A 23,567-nucleotide genomic window follows, 5' to 3' on the forward strand; every position below is an offset into this window, starting at 1 on the left:
CGGGCCCCGGCCGTGATCACGGCCGGGGCCCGGTACGCGCGTGTGCGGTCAGCCTCCGATGACCACCCGGCGCACGCCGGTCCAGCGCTCCGGGTCGGTGACCCGCCGGCCGTCCACGAGCACCGTCACGCCGGGCAGGTCGGCCGGGGACAGCGTGCGGTACTCCGCGTGGTCGGCCTGGATCACCGCGGCGCCGAGCGGCTCGCCGTCGTAGCCGGGCAGGCCGTGCGCGGCCAGCTCCTCGTTGCTGTACATCGGGTCCGACACGTACGGCACCGCGCCCCGGCGGCGCAGCGCCTCGACGGTCGGGAAGACGCCGGAGAAGGCGGTCTCCTTGACGCCACCCCGGTAGGCGGCGCCGAGCACCAGCACGCCGACCCCGGTCAGGTCGCCGTACGCGGCGGCGAGCAGGTCGACCGCGTACTCCGGCATGGCCGCGTTGGCCTCGCGGGCCGAGCGCACCACGGTGGCGGCCGGGTCGTTCCACAGGTACATCCGCGGGTAGATCGGGATGCAGTGGCCGCCGACCGCGATGCCCGGCGAGTGGATGTGGCTGTACGGCTGCGTGTTGCACGCCTCGATGACCTTGGTGACGTCCACGCCCACAGTGTCGGCGAAGCGGGCGAACTGGTTCGCCAGGCCGATGTTCACGTCCCGGTAGGTCGTCTCGGCGAGCTTGGCCAGCTCGGACGCCTCGGCCGAGCCGAGATCCCACACGCCGTTGGGGCGGTCCAGGTCGGGCCGCTCGTCGAAGTCGAGCACCGCCTCGTAGAACCGGACGCCGTGCGCGGCCGACGTCTCGTCGATGCCGCCGACCAGCTTCGGGTAGCGGCGCAGGTCGGCGAAGACCCGGCCGGTGAGCACCCGCTCGGGGCTGAACACCAGGTGGAAGTCGGTGCCGGCGGTGAGGCCGGACCCCTCGGCGAGCATCGGCGCCCAGCGGTCGCGGGTGGTGCCGACCGGCAGCGTGGTCTCGTAGCTGACCAGCGTGCCCGGCTTCAGCCCACGGGCGATGGCCCGGGTGGCGTCGTCCATCCAGCCGAAGTCCGGCACGCCCTCGGCGTCCACGAACAGCGGCACGACCACGACGACCGCCTCCGACTCGGCGACCGCGGCGGCGGTGTCGGTGGTGGCCGACAGCAGGCCGGCGGCGACCGTCTCCTTCAGCTTGACGTCCAGGTCGGCCTCGCCCGGGAAGGGCACCGCACCGTCGTTCACCAGCTGGACGACCCGCTCGGAGACGTCGGCCCCGATCACCCGGTGCCCCTTGGACGCGAACTGCACGGCCAGCGGCAGACCGATCTTGCCGAGCGCGACGACGCAGATGTTCATGAACTACTTTCCTCCTCGGGGGAGCCGGCGCCGAAGACGGGCCGCGACCCGGCGAAGCGTCACCGGCCAGACGGTGAACGCCAAGTGACCTTTGTGGTTGTTGTTGATCGTGACCAGATGCAGTCGGGTGCCGTCGCGGTACACCACCCGGTGGATCAGCGGCGGCCGGAACCCCCGCACCGGGACGGCGGCGCTGTCCGCCACCCGGACCCGGACCGCCCGGGTCGTTCCCGCCGGACCGAGGTCGGCGGCCAGATCCGGGAGCCGGAACGTGGCCTCCACAGTCGTGCCCATCGGGTCGGCCGGCAGCAGCCGCACGGCGGCCTCCGCCTCACCCACCCGCACGGACATGTCCCCGCCGACCAGGTCGGCGAGATCCGGCCGGGGACTGCGGGCGAGGATCTGCACCCGCCGGTCACCGTCGGGCCCGGTCACCGAGCGTACCGAAACCGCGGTCAGCGCGGCGAGCCACCGGCTCGCCGCCGGCTCCAACTCGTACCATTCGTCACTCAGGCCACCCGCCTCACCGAAGCCCGGGAACGCGGCGAACCAGCGCTGGTCGCGGACCACCGTCGAGGGCAGGCCGTCGGCGGCGGTCAGCCGGATGATCGCCACCAGGTCCTCCGGCCGGCCGTACGCGGCCGTGCCGACGAGCACGCGGGTGGCCGCGTCGAGCCGGTCGCGGATGCCGTCGGTGAGGTACTCCCGGACCAGCTTGCCGACCCGCGACCGGACCTGCTCCCGGGTCTCGGCGTCGAGCTTGAGGTAGTCGGGGCGGAACAGCTTCGCGATCTCCCAGGCGAAGTGGCGCCGCAGCACCGCGTCGCGCCGCTGCCCCGGTTCCACCATGTCGGCCACGAACCGGACGATGCGCTCCACGCACTCCAGCCGGGCGAGATGGTCGCTGCGGTAGGTGATGTTCGTGGAGTTGAGGCGCTTGACCGCGAAGTAGTAGTCGTAGTCGGCGAGCACCGAGATGCGGGCCGCCCGCAGGCACGCCTCCAACGTGAACGGCTGGTCGCTGCCGACCGCCATGTCCTCCGGGAAGCGCAGGTGGTGACGCTCGATCAGGTCCCGCCGGAACAGCTTCGTGTTCGACAGCGAGAACGGCAGCGGCGAGTCGAACAGGTCGATGTCGGACCGGGTCCGGTCGTAGATCTCCTGGTGCACGTAGCGCTTGTTCACGCCGACCATGCGGCCGAGCACCACGTCCGAGCCCCACCGGTCGGCCGCCGACACCAGCCGCTCCAGCGCCTCGCGGCCCAGGTGGTCGTCGGCCCCGATGAAGAACACGTACCGGCCGGTGGCCAGGTCCAGCGCCCGGTTGCTGGGGGCGGCCGGCCCGCCGGAGTTGGGCTGGTGCACCACCGTCAGGACCGAGGGGTACGCCGCCGCGAACCGCTCCAGCTCCGCGCCGCTGCCGTCGGTGGAGCCGTCGTCGACCGCGACGATCTGCAGCCGGTCGTGCCCGATCGTCTGGTTGACGAGCGACTCGAGGCAGGTGGTGAGGTCCGGCATGGTGTTGTACACCGCGACGACGACCGTGACGTCCGGTCGGCTCACCGCCCGGCCGCCGTCCGGGCCGAGGTGTCGATCGTGACGGCGCCCCGTGCCGCGGCTGCCGCCCCCAGGTCCGCCGCAGAGATCGCCCCGTCAGAACCCATGCCCGTCCGTCTCCGTGTCAACCACTGTCGCACGTGCGACCCGAGCGAGTGTACGACAAGCGCGGCGCGGGAGGCCGATGCCCGGCCGTGCCGGGAAGCCGGTGTCGCCGTTGCTACCCTGCACCCGGCTCCGGGCGAGCGCTCCCGCCGGCCGCCGACGCCCCGGACGCCGACGCCGGGGGCGAAGATCACTCGGACAGGACCACGCATGACCGCACCGACGCGCGGCCAACAGCCGCCCGCGGAGACGGTTTCCCAGCACCGGGCCTCCTTCGGGCACCGGCTGGCGACCGCCTTCCGCAACGCCCTGCCCGCGCTCGTCGGCTACGTCGCCGTGCGGGCCGTCGGGCTGGTCACGCTCTGGCTCTGGGCCCGCGCCACCGGGGCCCGGCCGGCCGCGCTGCTCACCGGGTCCGACGGCGTGTGGTACCTGCGGATCGCGCGCGACGGCTACGACGGCTACGCCCGGGTCCAGAGCGACATGGCCTTCTTCCCGCTCTATCCCCGCCTGGTCGGGGCGCTGGAGCCGTTGACCCCGCTCGGCGCGCGCGCCACCGCGCTGGCGGTCGCCGCCGTCGCCGCGCTCGCCGCCGCCTGGGGTCTGTTCGCGGTCGGCGAGCGGCTGTACGACCGCCGCGTCGGCATCCTGCTCGCCGTGCTCTGGGGCGTGCTGCCGCACAGCATCGTGCAGAACATGAGCTACAGCGAGGGGATCTTCACCGCGTTCGCCGCCTGGTCCCTGTACGCGCTGCTGCGCCGCTCGTGGCTGCTCGCCGCCGTGCTCAGCCTGTGCGCCGGACTGACCCGGCCGACCGGCTCCGCGTTGCTCGCCGTGGTCTGCCTCGCGGCGCTGATCGCGGCGCTGCGCCGCCGCGACGGCTGGCGCCCGTGGGCCGCGCTGGTGATCGCCCCGGCCGGCTGGGTCGGGTACCTGGCCTGGGTGGGTTGGCAGACCGGGCGGCCGGACGGCTGGTTCCACATCCAGGACGCCGGCTGGGGCACCACCTTCGACTTCGGCGCCGACACGGTCCGGGTGGCGCAGCGCGTGCTGGCGCAGCCCACGGCGCTGACCATGTACGTGGTGACGCTCGTGGTGCTGATCGCGCTGGCGCTGTTCGTGCTCAGCGCCCTCGACCGGCAGCCCTGGCAGCTCCTGCTCTACAGCGGCCTGATCCTGCTCACCACGCTCGGCGCGGCCGGCTACTACCACGCCAAGGCGCGCTTCCTGCTGCCCGCGTTCCCGCTCCTGCTGCCGGTCGCCGTCGCGCTGGCCCGGGCCGGCTGGGCCCGGGCCGTCACCGTGCTGGCCCCGCTGCTGATCGTCTCCGCCTACTTCGGCGGCTACGTCCTGATCATCTGGAACCGGTCGCCGTAGGCGCGCCGCTCAGTTGCTGAACGGCCGCACGTCCCAGAGCCACACGTCGTCGACCTGGCGGCCCGGCCCGTACAGGGCGTCGAGCACCACGCGCAGGTCTTCCTGCCGGCGGTGCTTGGGCAGCGCCACCGCGTCCGCACGCCAGTAGCGGGCGTCGGCGCGGGCCTGGGCGACCTCGGCCGGCGTCACGTCGGTGCCGCGCTTGCCCTCCGCGACCAGCGTGAGCAGCTTCGCCGTCGGCTGCGGCTCGACGCCCCACCGCCCGGTCGGGTCCTCCTTGGACGTGGGGGCGAGGAAGTAGCCCTGCGGGACCGCGAACTCGGCCAGCGCCGCCGAGCCCCAGTAGACCGAGGTCATGTTCGCCACCGGCACCGGCACCAGGGTGCGGCCGGGGGCCACGTGGTCACGCCAGGTGCCGGCGGTGACGAAGTCCGGCACCGCGGGACGGCCCTGGGCCGGCAGCGGGGTGGGCAGGATCGGCACCAGCGCGGCAGCCACCGCGACGACAGCGATCCGGGCCGGCAGCCGGTCCCCGTCACGCGCGAGACTCGCCACCCGGTCCAGGGCCAGCGCCAGCAGGACACCCACGGCCATGGTGGTGATGAACCCGAAGCGGGCCACCACCACGGCGTCGAAGACCGGAAGGTGCTGCAGCAACGCGAACGGCGCCGGGATCGTGGTCCGCTCGGTGCCCCAGGTCCAGGTGGTGCCCATCGACAGCAGCGCGCACACCACGGCGACCAGGGTCAGCACCCGGACGGTGACCTCCCTGCGCAGCCACCACGCGGCGGCGACCGCCACCACCACCAGCGACCAGCCGAAGAAGCTGACCTGCTCGGTGGTGTTCGGGCCCCACCCGCCGGCGCTGGTCGGGCTGCCGGCGATCGACTCGGTCGCGTAGCGCACGTAGGAGCCGAGCTTCAGGGCGTAGACGTCGGGGCCGCCGGGGTGCCCCATCCGGTGCTGCGGCCCGAAGAACTGCATCCACAGCGGGTACGCGGTGACGACAGCGACCAGCGCGCCGGCCACCCCCAGCCCGCCCAGCAGCCGGGGGGCGCGCCGCAACGCGACCTTCGGCGCCAGCGCGAGATGGGCCAGCGCGGCGAGCAGGCAGCCGAGCGCGAGCAGGAAGAGGATCTCCACGCTGATGAAGAACTGTGCCGCGATCAGCGCGCCGAGCACCAGCCCGTCCCGCAGCACCCGACCGCCCCGGGCCAGTGCCAGCACCCGCCAGCCGATCAGCGGCACCAGCCACTGCGCGGTCATGTGCGGGTGCCCGTTGCTGTGCGACACCAGCGCCGGCGCGAACGCGCAGAACAGGCCGCCGACGAACGCGGCGGCACGGGACCGCACCACGTGCCGGGACAGCACGTGGTACCAGGCGTAGCCGGTGCCGACCAGGTTGAGCGTCATCAGCAGCACGTACGCCGTCGGGGCGCCGAACAGCAGCGTCACCGGCGACAGCAGGATCCCGGGCAGCTGCATGCCGACGTTGGTCATCAGGTTCACGCCGTCGGGGGCGTTCTGCGCGGTGGTGAAGAACGGGTTCTCCAGGTGCCGGACCGCGTGCGCCGCGTACGCCAGCATCCACTCGTTGAATCCCTGGTCGTCCGGGCGGCTGCCGAGCAGGCGTCCGTCCGGGTTGCGCCACCCGCGGGCGGTCACCAGGAGCGCCCAGGCCAGGTAGACCGCCGCGACGACGCCGTCCCACCGGCTCCACCGCCGGACCGGCCGCTCGCCGGTCCCGTCGCCGGCCTCGGTGCGGCCGCCGTCGTCCGTCCCGGTCTCCGCCGGCTCCGGCGCCCGGCGGACCTCCGTGTCGCCGGGCGAGGTATCGCCGGGAGTGGCCGCAGCGGGGTCGGTGGGACGGGTGTCCGGAACGGTCATGAGGCAGGAGTTTACGGCTGCGCGGCGTCGTCGCCCGGCACCCCCCGGGCCGCCCGCCCGGCGCGTCTCCACGGCCTGGTCAGCGCCGCGTCGAGCGCCGCCACGGCCAGCACCACCAGGCTGATCCGCAGGTAGATCGCCTCCTGGATGCCGAACCGGCTGTACTCCCCGGCGGACAGCATGAGGCTGGCGAGCACACTGACCAGGCTCACCACCACACCGAGCACGCCGGCCAGGACGAGCCACGGCCGCCGGCGGACCGCGCCGGTGAGCACGCACGCCAGCACCATCGCCACGACGGCGCCGGCGAGCAGAGGAAGCACCAGGTCGCGGCGCGGGTACCAGACCCTCTCGACCGCGTCCGGCAGCATCGACACCGGGCGGCCGTACGTGTGCAACTCGGTGCTGCCCAGCGCCATCGGCAGGATCCGGCCGACCATGATCTCGCGGTAGTGATCCGGCTCGGCCATCGCGTACCGGAAGCCGATTGCCATCTCGTGCTCCTCGGCCCACCGCTGCAGTTCGGGGCAGTTCGCGTACGCCTCGGAGAACTTGCGGACGTTCCACCGCCGGACCAGGCTCGGGTCCTCGATCGCCACGCACCGCGGCATGCCGAGCTCGCGGTGGTAGACCTGCCGAATCTCCGGGTCGCGCTGCACCTCGACCATCAGCCGGTAGAGGAACGTCTCGTCGGTCTGCGAGCGGCCCGACGCGCTCCACTTGGCGAACGTCTCGTCGGTGGGACCGAGCAGCGCCGCGTTCCAGCCCAGCCCGGCGCCGATCGCGACCAGCGCCACCACCGCCGCCCAGCGGTGCGGGCGGCTGCGCCACGCCAGCACCGCCAGCACCGCCGGCACCAGCGCGATGAACAGCAGCATGTCCTGCCGGACGAACATCCACCACACGGTCACCACGACCGTGGCGGCGAGCAGCGGCCACGAGCGCCGGCGCACCCAGAGCACCAGCAGGCCGAACGCGAGCAGGCCGAGGCTGATGGAGAGCGACTCGGCGGTCAGCGTGTGGTCCCACACGTAGACCGCGCGGGTCAGCGCCAGCACGAACAGCGCGACCCCGGCGCAGACCCGGGCGGTCGTGCCGCGCAGCATCGTCCAGAGCGCCAGCACGAGCACCACCCACGCCGCGGTGCTGATCAGGGCCTGCGTCCACGCGCGGGCGGGATCGCTGCCGGCCAGCGTGTAGAGCAGCGGGGTGCCCCACAGTCGCGGCGCGTGCCCGGTGAAGGAGAGCGTCGCGGTCGGGTTCGGCCCGTCGAGCAGCCCGGCGTACGACCGGGTGTCGAAGGTGCGGAACGCCTCGGCCCGCGCGGCGATACTCAGCCGCGCGGCGACGAACGCGACGACCAGACCCGCGAGCACGAGCTGCGCGGGGCGCGGCCGGGGACGCGGCCGCCGGGCGGCGGGCGGCTCAGCCGGCTCCTGCGGGCGCTCTTGAACGACCGACGACTCGACCATGACGGGATTTCCTCGCGCTCGTGCCGGCCTTGTCGGCGTCCAGAAGCGGAATGCCCCGATGTTAGCCTGGATCGCCCGCGTGGGGGTTCCCCTCACCGGCCGGCGCAGCCGGTTCCGCGGGGCGCCCACGGACGCCGCCCCGGTCGGACGGACAGTCAATCGGAGGGATCACCCACATGAAGGTCGTCAGCATCGTTGGCGCCCGGCCCCAGCTGGTCAAACTCGCACCGATCGCCGCGGCGTTCGCCGCCACGGAGCACGAGCACGTCATCGTGCACACCGGGCAGCACTACGACGCCGACCTCTCCGACGTCTTCTTCTCCGGGCTCGGCATCCCCGACCCGGACGTGCACCTGGGCATCGGTTCCGGCAGCCACGGCGTGCAGACCGGCAAGACGCTGGCCGCCCTCGACCCGGTGCTCGCGGCCGAACGACCCGACTGGGTGCTGGTGTACGGCGACACCAACTCCACGCTGGCCGGCGCGCTGTCCGCGGTGAAGATGCACCTGCCGGTGGCCCACCTGGAGGCGGGGCTGCGTTCGTTCAACCGCCGGATGCCGGAGGAGCACAACCGCGTCCTCACCGACCACTGCGCCGACCTGCTGCTGGCGCCCACCGAGGAGGCGGTGCGCCACCTGTCCGCCGAGGGCCTGGCCGCCCGTTCCGTGCTGGTCGGCGACGTGATGGTCGACGTGTGCCTGCGGGTCCGTGACGCCGTGCTGGCCGGTGACCAGCCGCGTCCCGAGCTGCCGGCCGGCATCGACCCGGACGCCCCGTACCTGCTGGCCACGCTGCACCGGGCGGAGAACACCGACGACCCGGCGCGGCTGGCCGCGCTGGTGGGCGCGCTCGCCGAGCTGCCGGTGCCGGTCGCCCTGCTGGCGCACCCGCGCCTGCTGGCCCGCGCCGAGGAGCACGGCATCAAGCTGGGTGGCGGCGCGCTGCACGTGGGCCGGCCGCTGCCGTACGGCGGCATGGTGGCCGCGGTGCTCGGCTCCGTCGGTGTGGTGACCGACTCGGGCGGCCTGCAGAAGGAGGCGTACCTGCTGGACCGGCCCTGCACCACGCTGCGCCCGGAGACGGAGTGGGTGGAGACCCTCGCGGACGACTGGAACCGGCTGGTTCCGGACCCGTCCGCGCTGGGCGCCGACGGCTGGGTGCGGACCGCCACCCGGCCCCAGCCGGCCGCCGCGCGCGGCAACCCGTACGGTGACGGCCACGCGGCCGAGAACGTGGTCCGGGTGCTCGCCGAGCACGCCCGCTGAAGTCGGACCGGCCCGCCGGGCGCCGTCGCGATCGACGGTGCCGGCGGGCCGCTTCACGTGGTGCGGCAGGCGGCGTCAGGCCGCCGCGGTGAGCTGCGCCAACGGGGGCGGGTCGAGCGAGGTGGTGGCGACCACGTTCGGGAAGCGGCGGGCCAGCCGCCAGCCCAGCGTGATGGACAGCGCGTCGGAGGCCACGATCAGGTCGACCGGGTCGCGCTCCAGGTCCAGTTCGGACAGCCGCTTGTCGGCCAGCCGGGACAGCACCAGCGGGCGCACGTTCGAGTACGCCTTCATGAACACTCGCTTGTGGAACGCCCGGCTCAGGCGCTCCTGCCGCCGGCTGAGCCCGCTCGCCGTGCCGCCGCCGGCCAGCCGGCTCAGCCCGCGGGCCACTCGCCGGGGCCCGCTGGTGACCACGATCCGTTCGGTACGCAGCAGCGGATGCCGCTTCTCGGCGGCGCCGAGGGTGAACAGCCGCACGTTGGGCCGGCCGGCCAGGTCCGCCCAGTTGGTGTCGCTGAGGACCACCACGTCCAGCCGGGCGCCCTCGTCGAGGAGCCGCTCGGCCAGCGCCACGACCTTCTCGTGCGGTTTGTGGTTGAACGCCAGCAGCAGCGCCCGCGGCGTGCGGGACGCGCCCGCGGTGGGCGGCTGGTTGCCGGCTGCGTCGTCGAACGTCACGATGCGATCCTTCCCGCCTCGATCTTGCGCCGCACCATCGAGCGCAGCCTGGCCTCCAGCGGCGCCGTGACCGCCTGCCGGGTGAACGTGTCGGCGTGCGCGCGCGCCTCGGCACGCTGCTTCGCCGACATGTCCCGGGCCGCCTTGCCGGCGGCGATCATCGACTCGGCGATGTCGTGCACGTCGAGGCTCTCCGGGTTGAACCAGAGGGGATAGCCGGCCAGCACGTCCTGCGCGGCGATGCCGGGCGCGTGCACCGAGACGATCGGGCTGCCGCTCGCCATGTACTCGAAGATCTTCCCGGAGGTGACGTACCGCGCGCCGCCGGCCAGGAAGACCAGCACGTCGCTGTCCTGGTAGACCTTGCCGACCTCGGTCTTGGAGACCGGGCCCCGGTAGTGGATGCCGTACTCGGGCAGCGCGTGCCCCTGCTCGCCCTCGACCAGGCCGAGCCGCGCGATGAGGTCGGTCTTACCCTGCTTGAAGTAGCCGAGGTGACCGTGGATGTTCAGCTCCGCGTCGGCCAGGTCGGGATGCCGCCGGGCGATCTGGAACGCCTCGGCCATCTGCTCCACCGGCTGGGTGCTGTTCATGGTGCCGAGGAAGGAGAAGCGCAGCGGGCGGTCACGGTCCGACTCGGACGGCGGCGTGGGCGCGTCGAGCTGGGTCAGCAGATCCGGGTCCCAGCCGTTGGGGACCACCATCATCCGGTCCGCGGCGTTCGGGTAGCGGTCGGCGTACCAGGCCAGCAGCGGCTGGTTGACGAAGATCGAGGCGGAGGCGTCGCGCAGGATCCGGCGCTCCCAGCGCCAGGCGGGGTGGCCCGGCTCGTACCCCGGCTCCTCGGTGAACATGTTGAGCGTCCAGGCGTCGCGGTAGTCGACGGCGAACGGCACGCCGGTGGCCTTGTGGATCATCCAGGCGGCGGCGAACGAGGCGAACGGGTTGCCGGTCGCGAGCACCACGTCGAAGCGCCGCCGGGCGTGCATCCGCAGCGCCTTGCGCACCGACGCCAGCGCCCAGGACAGGTAGTGCTCGGGGAAGAACTTCTTCAACCCGAAGTTGTAGAGGTTGCGGGCCAGGATCGGCGACATGCCCCGGAACCGGCCGTAGGCGTGCAGGTCACGTTCCCAGGCGAAGTGGCTGATGTTGGGCCGCTCCACCTGGACCGACGGGTGCACGGTCTCGGCCAGCTGCTCGTCGACCGAGCCGATCACGCGGTGCAGGAACGACAGCGGCGACGCGAAGGCGGTCACGTCCCAACCGTGCTCGGCCAGGTAGTTCGCGGTGGCCCGGGCCCGGTACACGCCGCTGGCCCGCGACGGCGGAAAGTAGAAGGACAGGTACAGGATGCGCGGTCGGCGCGTCGGGCGCGTCATGGATTGTCCCCCTGGGCGGAATCCGGGTCGGGTCGGTTCTGGCCATCGGTCGCCACTCCAGAGTAGTCGTAACTGAAGCAGACTCTCGGGCTCGCGTGACCGCGTCGGCGCTCCAGCAGGCGCACCGCGTACGGCATCGCCACCGGATCGGTGACGACGAGCACATCCACCGTGGGACGCGCGCAGGCCCGGGCGAGAAGCCGGTCACGCTGGTCGCCGCGCATCCGCACGAACGCCCGGTGCGCCGGGTCGGCGAGGCGCCGCTGGAACGCCCGCTCGGCCCGCTTCGACACCTTCCGCAGCGGACCGCGGCCGATGGTCCGCAGCAGCTTGCGGGGCGCCTTGTACAGCGCCGCCTGTTCGACCCGGTCGGCCGGCAGCCGACGTTGCAGGGCGGCCAGGTCGATCACCCGCACGCCGGTGGCGAACGTCTCACGACTCCAGGGGCCCATCTTGTCGACCACCACGGTGGCGGCGCCCCCGTCGGCGATCACCTGGCGGGACTCCTCCACGACCGCGCGCCGCCGGACCGACCCGACGGACAGGAAAAGGACGTGCATCTCACTCCATCAGCTGCGGCGCCCGGCGTCAGACCGCCGGGTCGGCCTCGTCGGAGAACCACAGGCGGCGGTGCGTCTCGGCGACGGCGGCGTAGCCGTACCGGTCGGCGAGCGCCTTACGGGCGTGGGCCGGTTCGAGGTCGTCGGGGAACCGGGACCGCAGCCGCCGGTATCCGGCGACGATCGTCTCCGGGTCGTCTGTCACGTCGATCATCTGACCGGCGGCGTCCTCGATGCCGGCCAGCGTCCGCTCCGGACCGCCGCAGCGGGTGACCAGGACGGGCAGCCCGGCCGCGATCGCCTCGATGACCGCCACCCCGAACGTCTCGCGGCGGCTCGGGTGCACCAGCAGGTCGTGCTCCCGCATCAGCTCCAGCGCCCGCTCGGGCGGGACCGCCCCGGTGAACGTGACCGCGTCGGCCACCCCGAGCTCGGCCGCCCGGGCGGTCAGGCTCGCCAGCAGCGCGCCCTCCCCCACCAGCGTCAGCGTCAGTGCCGGGTCGTCCTGCCGGCACCGCGCGAACGCCTCCAGCAGCAGCGGTACGCCTTTGAGCTCGGAGAGCGCGCCGACGAACAGCCACCGGCGCAGCGCGGTGATCGGCGTCGGGCGGGGCCGGTCGAAGGAGATCGGGTTGGCGATCGCGCCGATCCGGTCCGCGTGGTGCGGGAACGCCTCGACCAGCGGGGCCCGGACGCCCTCGCCCACGGCGAGGAAACCGGCGCACCGGTCGAGCACCTCGTCGTACATCTCCCGGCCGCGGGCGGTCTCGAGCACCTTGTCCAGGAAGCTGGCGTGCTCGGTCACGTAGACCCGGGTGTCCGGGCCGGCGTTGCGGATCGCCGCCCAGCCGCTGGGCAGCCCGACGTGGGCGTGCACGACCGGTGCGGTGAGCGGACGGCCGCCGAGGGCCGCGCGCAGCGCCTCGTCGTGCCGGTCGGCGATCTCCGCGTGCCCCAGCCCGCGGGGCACCGGCACCGGGACGTAGACCAGGTCGGCGCCGCCGACGGTCGGGGTGCGGTGCCGGGCGTGGCCGAGCAGGACGCGGTGGGCGTCCTTGACCCGGCGCTCAGCCGCCGGATCGAGGGCGGCCACCCAGGCGTCGCAGTGATAGACGGTCATCCGGTCGGAAACCGGTGCGGTCGCGTCGACCATCGCCTGGACGAACGAGCCGCGGAAGGGCAGTTCGCGGGTCGGGAACCAGGGCGTGAGGACGACGACGTCCCGTGCTGAAGTTGCCGGCACCCGAACCTTCCTCGCCGCAAGTAGGGACCGCGCCACGTTAACATGCACGAACCGCGCTCGCCGACCACGCGGGTCGGCGTTGCGGCGCCAGCCTCCGCGATCGGAAGGACCCAGCCCAGATGGGCAGCAAGCTCGCAGCCGGCGTGCTCCGTCGCGTCACCGCTCCCCGGGTGGTGCGTCACCGCGCGGCGGCCCGTCTGATCCACGGCCTGGCGGCCGCGCCGCTGCTGCCGGCCGGCGCGCGGTCGTCGCTGGCCCGCCGCCTGCGCGCCGGCATGGTCCGGGCCGGCTGGCCGGCGGCGGAGTCCCGGGCCGCGCTGGTCGCGGTGGCCGGTGGCGTGGGCCCGGCCGCCCGTGCCGACCTGCTCGCGCAGGAGGCCGCCGACGAGATCGCCGAGGGACGCACCCCGGCCCACCTGACTGCCGCCGTCGAGGCCGACCTGGCCGAGGCGGACCGGGCGTACGCCCGGGGTGACGGCGAGGCGGCGGCCCGGCGGCTGCACCGGGTGCTGCACACCCAGTTCCACCGGGTGATCCACTTCGACCAGCTCGACTCGCCGCTGGCGGACGATCCGGCGGCGTTCCTCGCGCCGCTGCACGGCAGCGCCGTGGGTCGGGCGCTGCTGACGCCGCGCGGCCGCCGGCAGCCGGCCGCGCCGCCGCCGACGGACCGGCCGCAACGGGTGCTGCTGCTGCTCAACGGAAGCGCGCACTTCGTGCAGGCGATCCGGGAGCGCTACGCCGCCCACCCCGATGTGGAGCTGCGTTACGTGCGGCTGGACGACGACCCGGTGGCCGGGCCGCTGATCCGGCAGTCCAGGCGCATGACCGCCGAGGCGCTGCTGCGCGACACCGAGTACGGCAGGCAGGTCGAGGCCTGGCTGCGCCCGCACCTGGACTGGGCCGACACGGTGTTCGTCGACTGGGCCGTGGCGACCGCTGTGATGGTCGGCCTGGTCGACCCCGGCGACACCCGGGTGGTGGTCCGGCTGCACAGCTACGAGGCGTTCGGCAGGTGGCCGAACCTGATCGACTTCAGCCGGGTGGACGACGTGGTCTTCGTCTCCGAGCACCTGCGTGACTTCACGCTCCGGGTGGCGCCCGGGCTCACCGGCGCGCACGCGCCGCGTACCCACGTGTTGTGCAACGCGATGGACCTGGCGCCGTTCGCGCGGCCGAAGGACTCCGCGGCCCGGTTCACGCTCGGCCTGGTGGGCACCAGCGCGGTCGCCAAGGACCCGCGGTGGGCGATCGAGGTGCTGCGGCTGCTGCGCGCCGCCGACGAGCGGTACCGCCTGCTGCTGGTCGGCGGGAGCATCGACACCGGGATGAGCCGGGCGGCGCGCGACTACGCGGCGGCGCTGGAGACGGAGCTGGCCGAGCTGGCGCCCTCCGGCGCGGTGACCCGGCTCGGCCACACCGACGACGTGCCGGGTGTGCTGACCGGCATCGGCGTGGTGCTCAGCAGCTCGGTGCGGGAGAGCTTCCACTGTGCCGTGGTGGAGGGCGCCGCGAGCGGGGCGGTGCCGGTGGTGCGGGACTGGCCGTTCTTCGCCGATGGGGAACACGGCGCGCGTACCGTCTTCCCGGCCGACTGGGTGGTCGCGACGCCGGCCGAGGCCGCCGCCCGCGTCCGTGCGGTCACCGCGGACGAGCAGGTCTGGCGGGCCGCCGGCGAGGCCGCGGCCAAGCACGCCTCGGCCACCTGGGACTGGTCGGTGAACGCGGCGTGCTTCGACCGTCTGCTGGGGATCGACTGACCGGGCCGGCCGGGCGTCGGTGACGCCCGGCCGGGCCGGTGTCAGGCCGGGGTCGGCTGCAGGCCGCGCCCGTCCCGGTCGGCGGCGGCCGGGCCCACGGCCACGGTACGGCCGTCGGACGCGGACTCCAGCAGGGCGGCGGCGACCTGGACGGTACGCAGGCCCTGCCGCAGGGTGACGATGTCGCTCTGCTTGCCCTCCACCGCGTCGCGGAACCGCTCGTGCTCGACCAGCAGCGGCTCCCGCTTCGGGATGGCGTAACGGACCATGTCGCCCTCGGCCACGCCGCGGAACGCGCGCAGCGCCTCCCACTCGGTGTCGATGGCGGCGTTGGCGTAGAAGGTGAGGTCGGCGGTGAGCGTGTCGGCCACGAAGCAGCCCTTGTCGCCGGTGACGACGGTGGACCGCTCCTTGAGCGGGCTCAGCCAGTTGACCAGGTGGTTGACCATGGTGCCGTCGGCGAGCTGGCCGACGACGGCGACCATGTCCTCGTGCAGCCGGCCGCTGCGCGAGACCGTGCGGGCGGAGACCGAGGTGTACTCCTGGCCGGTCACCCACGCGGTGAGGTCGATGTCGTGGGTGGCCAGGTCCATCACCACGCCGACGTCGGCGATCCGGTGCGGGAACGGGCCCTGGCGCCGGGTGACGACCTGGAACACCTCGCCCAGCTCCCCGGCCTCCAGGCGGGTGCGCAGGCTCTGCAGCGCCGGGTTGTAGCGCTCGATGTGGCCGACGCCGGCGACCAGGCCGGCGGCCTCGAACGCCTCGACCAGCCGGGTCGCCGCGTCGACGGACTGCGCGAGGGGCTTCTCGATCAGCGCACAGACGCCGTTGGCGGCCAGCTCCATGCCGATCGGCTCGTGCAGCGCCGTCGGGCAGGCCACCACCGCGTAGTCGACGCCGAGGGCGAGCAGGTCGCTCAGCTCGGGTACGACGGGCGCGCGCAGCGTCCCGGTCACGTCGCCGGCCGGGTCGACCACGCCGACCAGCTCGACGCCGTCGAGGTTGGACAGCACCCGGGCGTGGTTGCGCCCCATGGCGCCGAGGCCGATCAGACCGGCGCGCAGCTTGCGACCTTCACTCACTGAGCTGTCCTTCGTTCGCGACTGCGGGGCTCGCAAACCCGACTCACTCCTCGCGCTCACCGGGCACCACCGGCCAGGTTCGCGCCCTCGGCGATCCGCTCCAGGTCGGCCTGGCTCAGCGACGGGTGCACCGGCAGCGAGACGACCTCGGCGGCGGCCCGCTCGGTCTCCGGCAGGTCCCACGCGCCCGGCTTGCCGTCCACGAGGTACGGCTTGAGCCGGTGGATCGGAGTCGGGTAGTAGACCGCGTTGCCGATGCCCAGCTCGGTGAGGCGGGCCTGGGCGGCGTCCCGGTTGCCGGTGACGCGCACGGTGTACTGGTGGTAGACGTGCCGGGCACCGTCGGCGACCGGCGGGGTGACCATGCCGGTGATCGCCGAGTCGAGGAACTTGGCGTTGGCGCGGCGCTGCTCGGTCCACTCGCCGAGCTGGGTGAGCTGCACCCGGCCGATGGCGGCGGCCACGTCCGTCATCCGCATGTTGGCGCCGACGATCTCGTTGGCGTACCGCTGCTCCATGCCCTGGTTGCGCAGCAGCCGCAGGGTACGGGCCAGCTCGGCGTCGGCGGTGCTGATCATGCCGCCCTCCAGGGCGTGCATGTTCTTCGTCGGGTAGAAGCTGAAGCAGCCGGCGGTGCCGAAGGCGCCGACCGGGGTGCCGTTCAGCTCGGCGCTGTGCGCCTGCGCGGCGTCCTCGACCACGGCGAGGCCGTGCTGCTGCGCGATCGTCATGATCCGGTCCATCGCGGCCGGGTGGCCGTAGAGGTGTACCGGCATGATCGCGACGGTCTTCGGCGTGACGGCGGCGGCGACCGCCTCCGGGTCGACGCAGAAGCTGCCCGGCTCGATGTCCACGAAGACCGGCTCGGCGCCGACCAGCCGCACCGCGTTGGCGCTCGCGGCGAAGGAGAACGAGGGCACGATGATCTCGTCGCCCGGGCCGAAGCCGAGCGCCATCAGCGTCAGCTGCAGCGCGGAGGTGCCGGAGTTGACGGCGACGCAGTGCCGGCCGCCGACCAGGTCGCCGAACTCCTCCTCGAACGCCGCGACCTCGGGGCCCTGCACGACCCGGCCGCTCCGCAGCACCCGGACGGCCGCCTCGATCTCGGCCTCGCCGATGATCGGCCGTGCGGGGGGAATGAACTCTGGATGCGGCCCGGCCATGGGGCTTCCTCCTGTCGACACGTGGTTCATGGGAGACATTTCGGGGGATGCTACCGCTCTGTCAGGAAAACAATCGGGTCGCGCTGATTGTCCGACTGAATGTGACGTTCTGTTCATGATCGACGACGGCCCTCCGGGGGCGACCCGGGTCAGACTTCCACCTCGTCGCGCACAGGCCCCACGCATGCTACCCGCAGGGCGGCGACGATCGCGGCCGCCATCCGGGGCACCTCGGCGGGCTCCAGCGGGGCCCGGGAGATCGCCATCCGCCAGTACACCGGCCCCACGATGAGATCGACGGCGGCGCGCCGGTCGGTGTCCGGGGACAGCTCGCCGCGCTCGACCGCCCGGCCGATCAGGATCCGCCCCACCGCCTGCTGGTAGTCGTCCAGGGCGGCCTGCAGCTTCTCCGCGATCTGCGGGTTGCGGGCCGCCTCGGCCAGCAGGTCCGGGATGATCTGCGCGGCCAGCCGGTGACGCAGCGCACGCGCCATCACGTGCAGCAGGATCTCCAGGTCACCGAGCAGGCTGCCGGTGTCCAGCAGCGGGATGTTACGGCCCGCCACGGCGGAGACCATGTCCAGCACCAGGTCGAGCTTGGACCGCCAGCGGCGGTAGATGGCGGTCTTGCTCACACCGGCCCGGCGGGCCACCGCCTCGATGGAGAGGCGACCGTAGCCGACCTCGGCCAACTCCTGCATCACGGCGGTACGGATGGCGCTGGTGATCTCCCCGCGCAGCACCGCCGCGCCGGCCGGGGCACGCCTCTTCTCGGTCGTCACGTGGAACAATGTAGCGCAACGACGGTACGGTTGCGTCCCGACGTTCGGTGGACTACCTTCCATGCAGCAGCGAGGCGGCTCCTCCCCGCCGGGCCACGCTGGATCTGTTCACCGCACTGCTCCCCATCAGCACGAAAGATCGGAGCGCCTGATCATGGCCAACACCGCGGTGGCCGACCCCGAATCCGGACTGAGCCGGGCCGAACTGGCCCGGCGGTACGGGTTGCGGGTCGCCGGGGAACGACCACCACTGGGCGAGTACACCCGCCGGTTGTGGGCGTACCGGCACTTCATGACCGCGTACTCGCGGGCGAAGGTCGCGTCCTCGCTGAGCAACACCCAGCTCGGGCAGCTCTGGCAGGTGCTGACACCGCTCACCAACGCGGCGGTCTACTTCCTGATCTTCGGCGTGATCCTGTCGCAGAACCGGAACGTGTCGAACTTCATCGCGTACCTGTGCACCGGCGTGTTCATCTTCATGTTCACCCAGACCGCGGTGTCGAACGGCACCAGCGCGATCACCGGCAACCTGGGCCTGATCCGGGCGCTCCAGTTCCCCCGGGCCGCGCTGCCGATCACGGTCACGCTGGTGCAGCTCCAGCAGCTGCTCATGTCGATGGTGGTGCTGGGCGCGATCGTGCTGTTCACCGGCGAGCCGGTGACCTGGCGCTGGCTGCTGCTCGCCCCGACGCTGCTGCTCCAGACGGTCTTCAACATCGGCCTCACCATGATCATGGCCCGGATCGGCTCCAAGATCACCGACCTCAAGCAGATCATGCCGTTCGTGATGCGCACCTGGCTGTACGCCTCCGGCGTGCTCTACCCGGTGGCGCTGTTCCGCCAGCACCTGCCGCACTGGGCCGCGAGCCTCCTGGAGTGGAACCCGCCGCTGGTCTTCATCGAGCTGGCCCGCTTCTCGCTGCTCAACTCCCACCAGCCCGATCTGGTCAGCTCGCCGCCGAAGCTCTGGGCGCTGGGCCTGTTCTGGGCGGTCGTCATGGGCATCGGCGGGTTCGTCTACTTCTGGCGCGGAGAGAAGGAGTACGGCCGTGGCTGAGCAGACCCTGCCGCTGAACGCCGGTCCCGTGATCGACTCGGGTCGCGTGCCCACAGTCGTGGTGGACGACGTGCACGTGATCTACCGGATCCACAAGGGCGCGAGCGGCGGCACCACACCGGTCTCCGCGCTCAAGCGGATCGTCTCGCGCACCAAGGCGCCGAACATCCGCGAGGTGCACGCGGTCAAGGGCGTGAGCTTCACCGCGTACCAGGGTGAGGCGATCGGCCTGATCGGCAGCAACGGCTCCGGCAAGTCGACGCTGCTGCGGGCCATCGCCGGGCTGCTCCCGCCGGCCCGCGGCGCGGTCTACACCCAGGGCCAGCCGTCCCTGCTGGGCGTCAACGCCGCGCTGCTCAACGACCTGTCCGGCGAGCGCAACGTGGTGCTCGGCTGCCTCGCCATGGGCATGCAACCGGACCAGGTCAAGAAGATCGCCCCGGAGATCATCGAGTTCTCCGGCATCAACGAGCGCGGCGACTTCGCCTCGCTGCCGATGCGCACGTACTCCTCCGGCATGGGCGCCCGGCTGCGCTTCGCCATCTCGTCGGCGAAGAAGCACGACGTGCTGCTCATCGACGAGGCGCTGGCCACCGGTGACCGCAAGTTCCGGGTCCGCAGCGAACAGCGGGTCCGCGAGCTGCGCGACAGCGCCGGCACCGTGTTCCTGGTCAGCCACTCCATCGGCTCGATCCGGGACACCTGCGAGCGGACCATCTGGCTGGAGGGCGGCGTCCTGAGGATGGACGGCCCCACCAAGGAGGTCTGCGACGCGTACGAGGGCCAGAAGTAGCCCGCCGGAGCGCACCGGTCCCGGGATCGCCCGGATCGGTGCGCTCCGCCGTCCGCGTTAAGGTTTTCGGATCCATCCCCTTTCACCCAGAGTGAGGTACGGCAATGACGCAGGACCACACCACCGCACCGGACGCCGCGCCGGCGAGCCCGGCACCCTGGCGACCCGCGCGTACGGTGGCCGTGATCCTCGCCGGGGGGACCGGCACGCGCCTCGGGCTGGGCATCCCGAAGCAGCTCCTCAAGATCGCCGGTAAGCCGATCATCGAGCACACCCTGGCCGTCTTCGAGGCCGCGCCGGAGATCGACGAGATCATCGTGCTGATGGCCACCGGTCACGTCGACGACGCGCGGCGCATCGTCGCCGACGCCGGCTTCCGCAAGGTCACCAAGGTGATCGAGGGCGGCGAGACCCGCAACGACACCACCCGGATCGCGCTCGACGCGGTCGGCGAGGGCGACGTCAACATCCTCTTCCACGACGCGGTACGCCCGCTGGTCAGCGCCCGGATCGTGCGCGAGTGCGTGAACGCGCTCTGGACGTACTCGGCCGTCGACGTGGCCATCCCGTCCGCCGACACGATCATCCAGGTCGACGCGGACGACTGCATCACCGACATCCCGGTCCGCTCCCGGCTGCGCCGCGGCCAGACCCCGCAGGCGTTCCGCTCCGGCACCATCCGCGAGGCGTACCGCCGTGCCGAGGGCGACCCCGACTTCGCCGCCACCGACGACTGCGGCGTGGTGCTGCGCTACCTGCCCGGCACGCCGATCAAGGTGATCGACGGCTCGGACGAGAACATCAAGGTCACCCACCCGGTCGACGTGCACCTGGCCGACAAGCTGTTCCAGCTCGCCGCCGCCCAGGCGCCCCGGCTGACCCACCGCGGCTACGCCGAGGAGCTGACCGGCCGGACCATCGTGGTCTTCGGCGGCAGCTACGGCATCGGCCACGACCTCGCCGAGCTGGCCCGCGGCTACGGCGCGCAGGTCTTCCCGTTCAGCCGCTCCACCACCGGCACCCACGTCGAGCGCGCCGAGGACGTCACCGCCGCGCTGAAGACCGCGTTCGAGGCCACCGGCCGGATCGACCACGTGGTGGTCACCGCCGGCATCCTGGAGAAGGGCGCGCTCGCCGAGATGGACTCCGAGACGATGGACCGTCTCCTGCACGTCAACTTCGTCGGCCCGGTCACCATCGCGCGCCAGTCGCTGCCGTACCTGCAGCAGACCAAGGGCCAGCTGCTGCTCTACACGTCCAGCTCGTACACCCGGGGCCGGGCCCGCTACGCGCTCTACTCGGCCACCAAGGCCGCGCTGGTCAACCTCACCCAGGCGCTCGCCGACGAGTGGGCCGAGTTCGGCGTACGGGTCAACTGCGTCAACCCGGAGCGCACCGCCACCCCGATGCGGACGCGGGCGTTCGGCGAGGAGCCGGAGCACACGCTGCTCTCCTCCGAGGCGGTCGCGCAGGCGTCCCTGGACGTGCTGATCTCCGAACTGACCGGCCAGGTGGTCGACGTGCGCCGGTCCCCCGGCGAGCAGGCCGCCGCCGTACCGGCGCAGCCCGGCGCCGACCGGTCCGAGCTGTCCACCGGCGCCTGAGACCGACGGGACGTGCCAGATGCGTGGTGACCTGGTCCGCAAGCTGCTCGCCCGAGTACTGACCACCGGGCTGGCGGTGCTGGCCTTCCTCGTCGTGGCGCTCACCGGCGCCACCGGCTGGGGCCTGGCCCTGGCCGTCGCGGCGCTCGCCGCCACCGCCTGGGAACGCCGGGTCCGGCCGTCCGCCGACGGTCTCGCCGAAACGGTGCTCGTCGCCGCCGGCATCCTCGCCGGCTACGCCCGGCGCCTCGACGACGGCTTCGACCCGGCCCTCGCGGCCACCGCGCTGGTCCTGCTCGGCCTGGTGCTGCTGGTCGGCCCGCTGCGGCAGGCCGGCGCGCTGGAGATCCGGGCGGCGAACCTTCCGGTACGCACGTGGACGCCGCTGGTCGCCGCCCGGCTCGGTGACGCGCTGCTGGTGCTGCTCGCCGTGGTGGCGCTCGCCGCCGCGCTGGCCCTGCCCGCCTTCACGGCGCTCGCCGCCGCGCTGCTCGTCGGCGCCGGCTGCGGGGCGGTCGCGCTCGACCTCGCCCGGCGCCGGTTCCGGCCGCCCGCCGGCGGGGGCCCGGTCGGCCGCGCGCTGCGCCGCCACCAGCCCGAGTTCGTGCTGCACTTCTCCGCGCCGCCCGGCTCCGAGTACCAGGTCACCATGTGGCTGCCGTACCTGGAACGGATCGGCCGCCCGTTCATGGTGGTGCTGCGCGAGCCGGAGCTCCTGCCGGCCGTCGCCGCCGCCACCCGCGCCCCGGTGGTCCTCTGCCCCACCCTGAAGGCGCTCGACGAGGCGCTGGTGCCCAGCCTGCGCGTCGCCTTCTACGTCAACCACGGCGCGAAGAACGCCCACCTGATCCGGTTCAACCAGCTCACCCACGTGCAGCTGCACCACGGCGACAGCGACAAGGCCCCGAGCGCCAACCCGGTCTCGGCCATCTTCGACAAGATCTTCGTGGCCGGGCAGGCCGCGATCGACAGGTACGCCCGCGCGGGCGTGGAGATCCCCGCCGACAAGTTCGTCGTGGTCGGCCGGCCCCAGGTCGAAGCCATCGAGGTACGCCGGGAGCCGGTCGCCGCGTCGGCGCACCCGACGGTCCTCTACACCCCGACCTGGACCGGGCACCACGCCGACGCCAACTACTGCTCGCTGCCGGTGGCCGAGACGCTGATCCGCCGGCTGATCGACCGCGGGGCGGCGGTGATCCTGCGCGCCCACCCGTACACCGACAAGAACCCGGCCTCGGCCCGCCAGCTCGCCCGGCTCACCGAGCTGCTCGCCGCCGACCGGGCCAAGACCGGCCGCCCGCACCTGTTCGGCGCCGCCGCGGCCCGCGAGCTGACGCTCACCGAGTGCGTCAACCGCGCCGACGCGCTGGTCTCCGACGTCTCCGGCGTCATCTCCGACTGGCTCTACTCCGGCAAGCCGTACGCGGTCACCGACACCGGCGCCGACGGCGAGCACTTCGTCGAGCGGTTCCCGCTCGCGGCGTCCGGCTACGTGCTGCGGCGCGACATGTCCAACGTGGACCAGGTGATCACCGACCTGCTCGACGCCGACCCGAAGGCCGCGCAGCGCTGGGCGGCGCGCACCCGCTACCTGGGCGACTTCCCCGCCGACGCCTACGCCGAGGCGTTCCTCGCCGCCGCCCGCCGCGAGCTGCAGGCCGACTGGGCGGTCCCGGCGCAGCGCGCCGTCGTGTAGGCCCCGCTCTACAGGTACGCGTCGAGCAGGGCGAGCACGGCGGCCGGGTCCTCGACGTGCGCGTTGTGGCCCAGGCCGGGCAGGGTGGCCACCGGCACGCCCAGCTCCTTGAGCTGCGCGTCGCTCACCATCGGGTCCTGCTCGCCGCGGGCCAGCAGCACCGGCACGCCGGTCGCGGCCAGCAGGGCGGGCAGCCGAGGCTCGCCGACCGCGAACGCGGCCGGGTCCATCGCCAGCCGCCAGCGGCCGTCGACCCGCCGCAGCCCCGCCTCCACCACCGGGTGGTCCGGGGCGAACAGCCCGGCCAGCCCCGAGACGCGCAGGTAGCGGCGGGCCACCTCGTCCCGGGTGGCGAACCAGGTGACCGGCCGGGCGGCCAGTTCGCTCGCCTTCGCCAGCTCGGCCGGGGACCAGACCGCCTTGATGCCGAGCCCCACCACCGCGTCGACCGGAAGAGCCCGCTGCCGGGCCGCGAGCGCCAGCGCCACCACCCCGCCGAGCGAGTGTCCGAGCAGCACCAGCCGGTCGTGCGGGCCCAGCCGGAGCGGACCGAGCCCGTCCGCGACGCGCTGGGCCAGGGCGTCGAACGAGTAGCCGTCGAGCGGCGGCGACCAGCCGTGGCCGGCCAGGTCGGGGGCGAGCCAGCGCCCGGGCCAGCGGCGCTCCAGCAGCGGCGCCCAGGGCAGCCACACTTCGCCGGTGGCGCCCATGCCGTGCAGGAGAATCAGGTGCCGGTTCCCCGTCGCATCGCCCATTGGCGCAGTCTGCC

At 73.2% G+C, this 23,567-nt stretch carries 19 protein-coding genes; 7 read left to right on the forward strand and 12 right to left on the reverse strand.

What is annotated here, in order from left to right; all coding sequences use genetic code 11:
* Nucleotides 1-48: 48 nt before the first annotated feature.
* Nucleotides 49-1,332 (reverse strand): nucleotide sugar dehydrogenase, encoded by a 1,284-nt coding sequence (locus KBX43_RS20135; RefSeq protein ID WP_166456404.1) that lies wholly within the window; start codon nucleotides 1,330-1,332, stop codon nucleotides 49-51.
* Between the two features lie 3 nt (nucleotides 1,333-1,335).
* Entirely contained in the window at nucleotides 1,336-2,895 is a 1,560-nt protein-coding gene (locus KBX43_RS20140) for a glycosyltransferase (protein WP_043325108.1), read from the reverse strand.
* A gap of 309 nt (nucleotides 2,896-3,204) precedes the next feature.
* Here KBX43_RS20140 and KBX43_RS20145 point away from each other — a divergent pair, with 309 nt between their 5' ends.
* Nucleotides 3,205-4,371, forward strand: coding sequence for a hypothetical protein (locus tag KBX43_RS20145; RefSeq protein ID WP_064447479.1), 1,167 nt, complete (start codon nucleotides 3,205-3,207; stop codon nucleotides 4,369-4,371).
* A 9-nt stretch (nucleotides 4,372-4,380) separates the two neighbouring features.
* Here the strand turns inward: KBX43_RS20145 and KBX43_RS20150 are convergent, their stop codons facing one another.
* Nucleotides 4,381-6,258 (reverse strand): hypothetical protein, encoded by a 1,878-nt coding sequence (locus tag KBX43_RS20150; RefSeq protein WP_210886509.1) that lies wholly within the window; start codon nucleotides 6,256-6,258, stop codon nucleotides 4,381-4,383.
* 11 nt (nucleotides 6,259-6,269) lie between these two features.
* Entirely contained in the window at nucleotides 6,270-7,730 is a 1,461-nt protein-coding gene (locus KBX43_RS20155; protein WP_210886511.1) for a hypothetical protein, read from the reverse strand.
* 176 nt (nucleotides 7,731-7,906) lie between these two features.
* Here KBX43_RS20155 and wecB point away from each other — a divergent pair, with 176 nt between their 5' ends.
* Nucleotides 7,907-8,995 (forward strand): non-hydrolyzing UDP-N-acetylglucosamine 2-epimerase, encoded by a 1,089-nt coding sequence (gene wecB, locus KBX43_RS20160; RefSeq protein WP_210886513.1) that lies wholly within the window; start codon nucleotides 7,907-7,909, stop codon nucleotides 8,993-8,995.
* 75 nt (nucleotides 8,996-9,070) lie between these two features.
* Here the strand turns inward: wecB and KBX43_RS20165 are convergent, their stop codons facing one another.
* The 4 genes from KBX43_RS20165 to KBX43_RS20180 are packed head-to-tail and all read right to left on the reverse strand — an operon-like array spanning nucleotide 9,071 to nucleotide 12,858.
* Entirely contained in the window at nucleotides 9,071-9,676 is a 606-nt protein-coding gene (locus KBX43_RS20165) for a hypothetical protein (protein ID WP_064447476.1), read from the reverse strand.
* A complete protein-coding gene (locus tag KBX43_RS20170) occupies nucleotides 9,673-11,055 on the reverse strand; it encodes a glycosyltransferase (RefSeq protein WP_030499733.1) in 1,383 nt (460 codons plus the stop codon). Before KBX43_RS20170 ends, KBX43_RS20165 begins: the two co-directional genes overlap by 4 nt.
* Nucleotides 11,052-11,615, reverse strand: coding sequence for a hypothetical protein (locus KBX43_RS20175; RefSeq protein ID WP_051611092.1), 564 nt, complete (start codon nucleotides 11,613-11,615; stop codon nucleotides 11,052-11,054). The genes KBX43_RS20170 and KBX43_RS20175 overlap by 4 nt, the downstream gene beginning before the upstream one ends.
* 28 nt (nucleotides 11,616-11,643) lie before the next feature.
* Nucleotides 11,644-12,858 (reverse strand): glycosyltransferase, encoded by a 1,215-nt coding sequence (locus KBX43_RS20180; RefSeq protein ID WP_223201138.1) that lies wholly within the window; start codon nucleotides 12,856-12,858, stop codon nucleotides 11,644-11,646.
* 119 nt (nucleotides 12,859-12,977) lie between these two features.
* Here KBX43_RS20180 and KBX43_RS20185 point away from each other — a divergent pair, with 119 nt between their 5' ends.
* Nucleotides 12,978-14,618: a glycosyltransferase gene (locus tag KBX43_RS20185; protein ID WP_210886515.1), complete on the forward strand. Its 1,641-nt coding sequence runs from the start codon at nucleotides 12,978-12,980 to the stop codon at nucleotides 14,616-14,618.
* Between the two features lie 41 nt (nucleotides 14,619-14,659).
* Here the strand turns inward: KBX43_RS20185 and KBX43_RS20190 are convergent, their stop codons facing one another.
* The 3 genes from KBX43_RS20190 to KBX43_RS20200 form a co-directional block, all read right to left on the reverse strand.
* The gene (locus KBX43_RS20190; protein WP_043325113.1) at nucleotides 14,660-15,703 is read right to left on the reverse strand and encodes a Gfo/Idh/MocA family protein; all 1,044 of its coding nucleotides are present in this window, start codon (nucleotides 15,701-15,703) and stop codon (nucleotides 14,660-14,662) included.
* A gap of 56 nt (nucleotides 15,704-15,759) precedes the next feature.
* Nucleotides 15,760-16,866 carry a DegT/DnrJ/EryC1/StrS aminotransferase family protein gene (locus KBX43_RS20195; RefSeq protein ID WP_210886530.1) on the reverse strand — a complete coding sequence of 369 codons (1,107 nt, stop codon included), beginning with the start codon at nucleotides 16,864-16,866 and terminating at the stop codon, nucleotides 15,760-15,762.
* A 149-nt stretch (nucleotides 16,867-17,015) separates the two neighbouring features.
* The gene (locus tag KBX43_RS20200) at nucleotides 17,016-17,648 is read right to left on the reverse strand and encodes a TetR/AcrR family transcriptional regulator (protein WP_043325115.1); all 633 of its coding nucleotides are present in this window, start codon (nucleotides 17,646-17,648) and stop codon (nucleotides 17,016-17,018) included.
* A 154-nt stretch (nucleotides 17,649-17,802) separates the two neighbouring features.
* Between KBX43_RS20200 and KBX43_RS20205 the strand changes: the two genes are divergently transcribed.
* The 4 genes from KBX43_RS20205 to KBX43_RS20220 all read left to right on the forward strand — a co-directional run bounded on the left by KBX43_RS20205 (nucleotide 17,803) and on the right by KBX43_RS20220 (nucleotide 22,798).
* A complete protein-coding gene (locus KBX43_RS20205; protein ID WP_043325116.1) occupies nucleotides 17,803-18,705 on the forward strand; it encodes an ABC transporter permease in 903 nt (300 codons plus the stop codon).
* Nucleotides 18,698-19,498, forward strand: coding sequence for an ABC transporter ATP-binding protein (locus KBX43_RS20210; protein ID WP_030499725.1), 801 nt, complete (start codon nucleotides 18,698-18,700; stop codon nucleotides 19,496-19,498). The genes KBX43_RS20205 and KBX43_RS20210 overlap by 8 nt, the downstream gene beginning before the upstream one ends.
* Nucleotides 19,499-19,602: 104 nt before the next feature.
* A complete protein-coding gene (locus tag KBX43_RS20215) occupies nucleotides 19,603-21,102 on the forward strand; it encodes a bifunctional cytidylyltransferase/SDR family oxidoreductase (RefSeq protein ID WP_210886533.1) in 1,500 nt (499 codons plus the stop codon).
* Between the two features lie 19 nt (nucleotides 21,103-21,121).
* Nucleotides 21,122-22,798, forward strand: a complete 1,677-nt coding sequence (locus KBX43_RS20220) for a CDP-glycerol glycerophosphotransferase family protein (protein ID WP_210886536.1) — start codon at nucleotides 21,122-21,124, stop codon at nucleotides 22,796-22,798.
* An 8-nt stretch (nucleotides 22,799-22,806) separates the two neighbouring features.
* On the opposite strand, the gene KBX43_RS20225 is transcribed toward KBX43_RS20220, so the two are convergent.
* Entirely contained in the window at nucleotides 22,807-23,553 is a 747-nt protein-coding gene (locus tag KBX43_RS20225; RefSeq protein WP_043325118.1) for an alpha/beta fold hydrolase, read from the reverse strand.
* Nucleotides 23,554-23,567 lie beyond the last annotated feature (14 nt).

The sequence above is a fragment of the Micromonospora sp. C41 genome, from assembly GCF_018070485.1.
In the GTDB taxonomy this organism is placed as follows: domain Bacteria; phylum Actinomycetota; class Actinomycetes; order Mycobacteriales; family Micromonosporaceae; genus Micromonospora; species Micromonospora chalcea.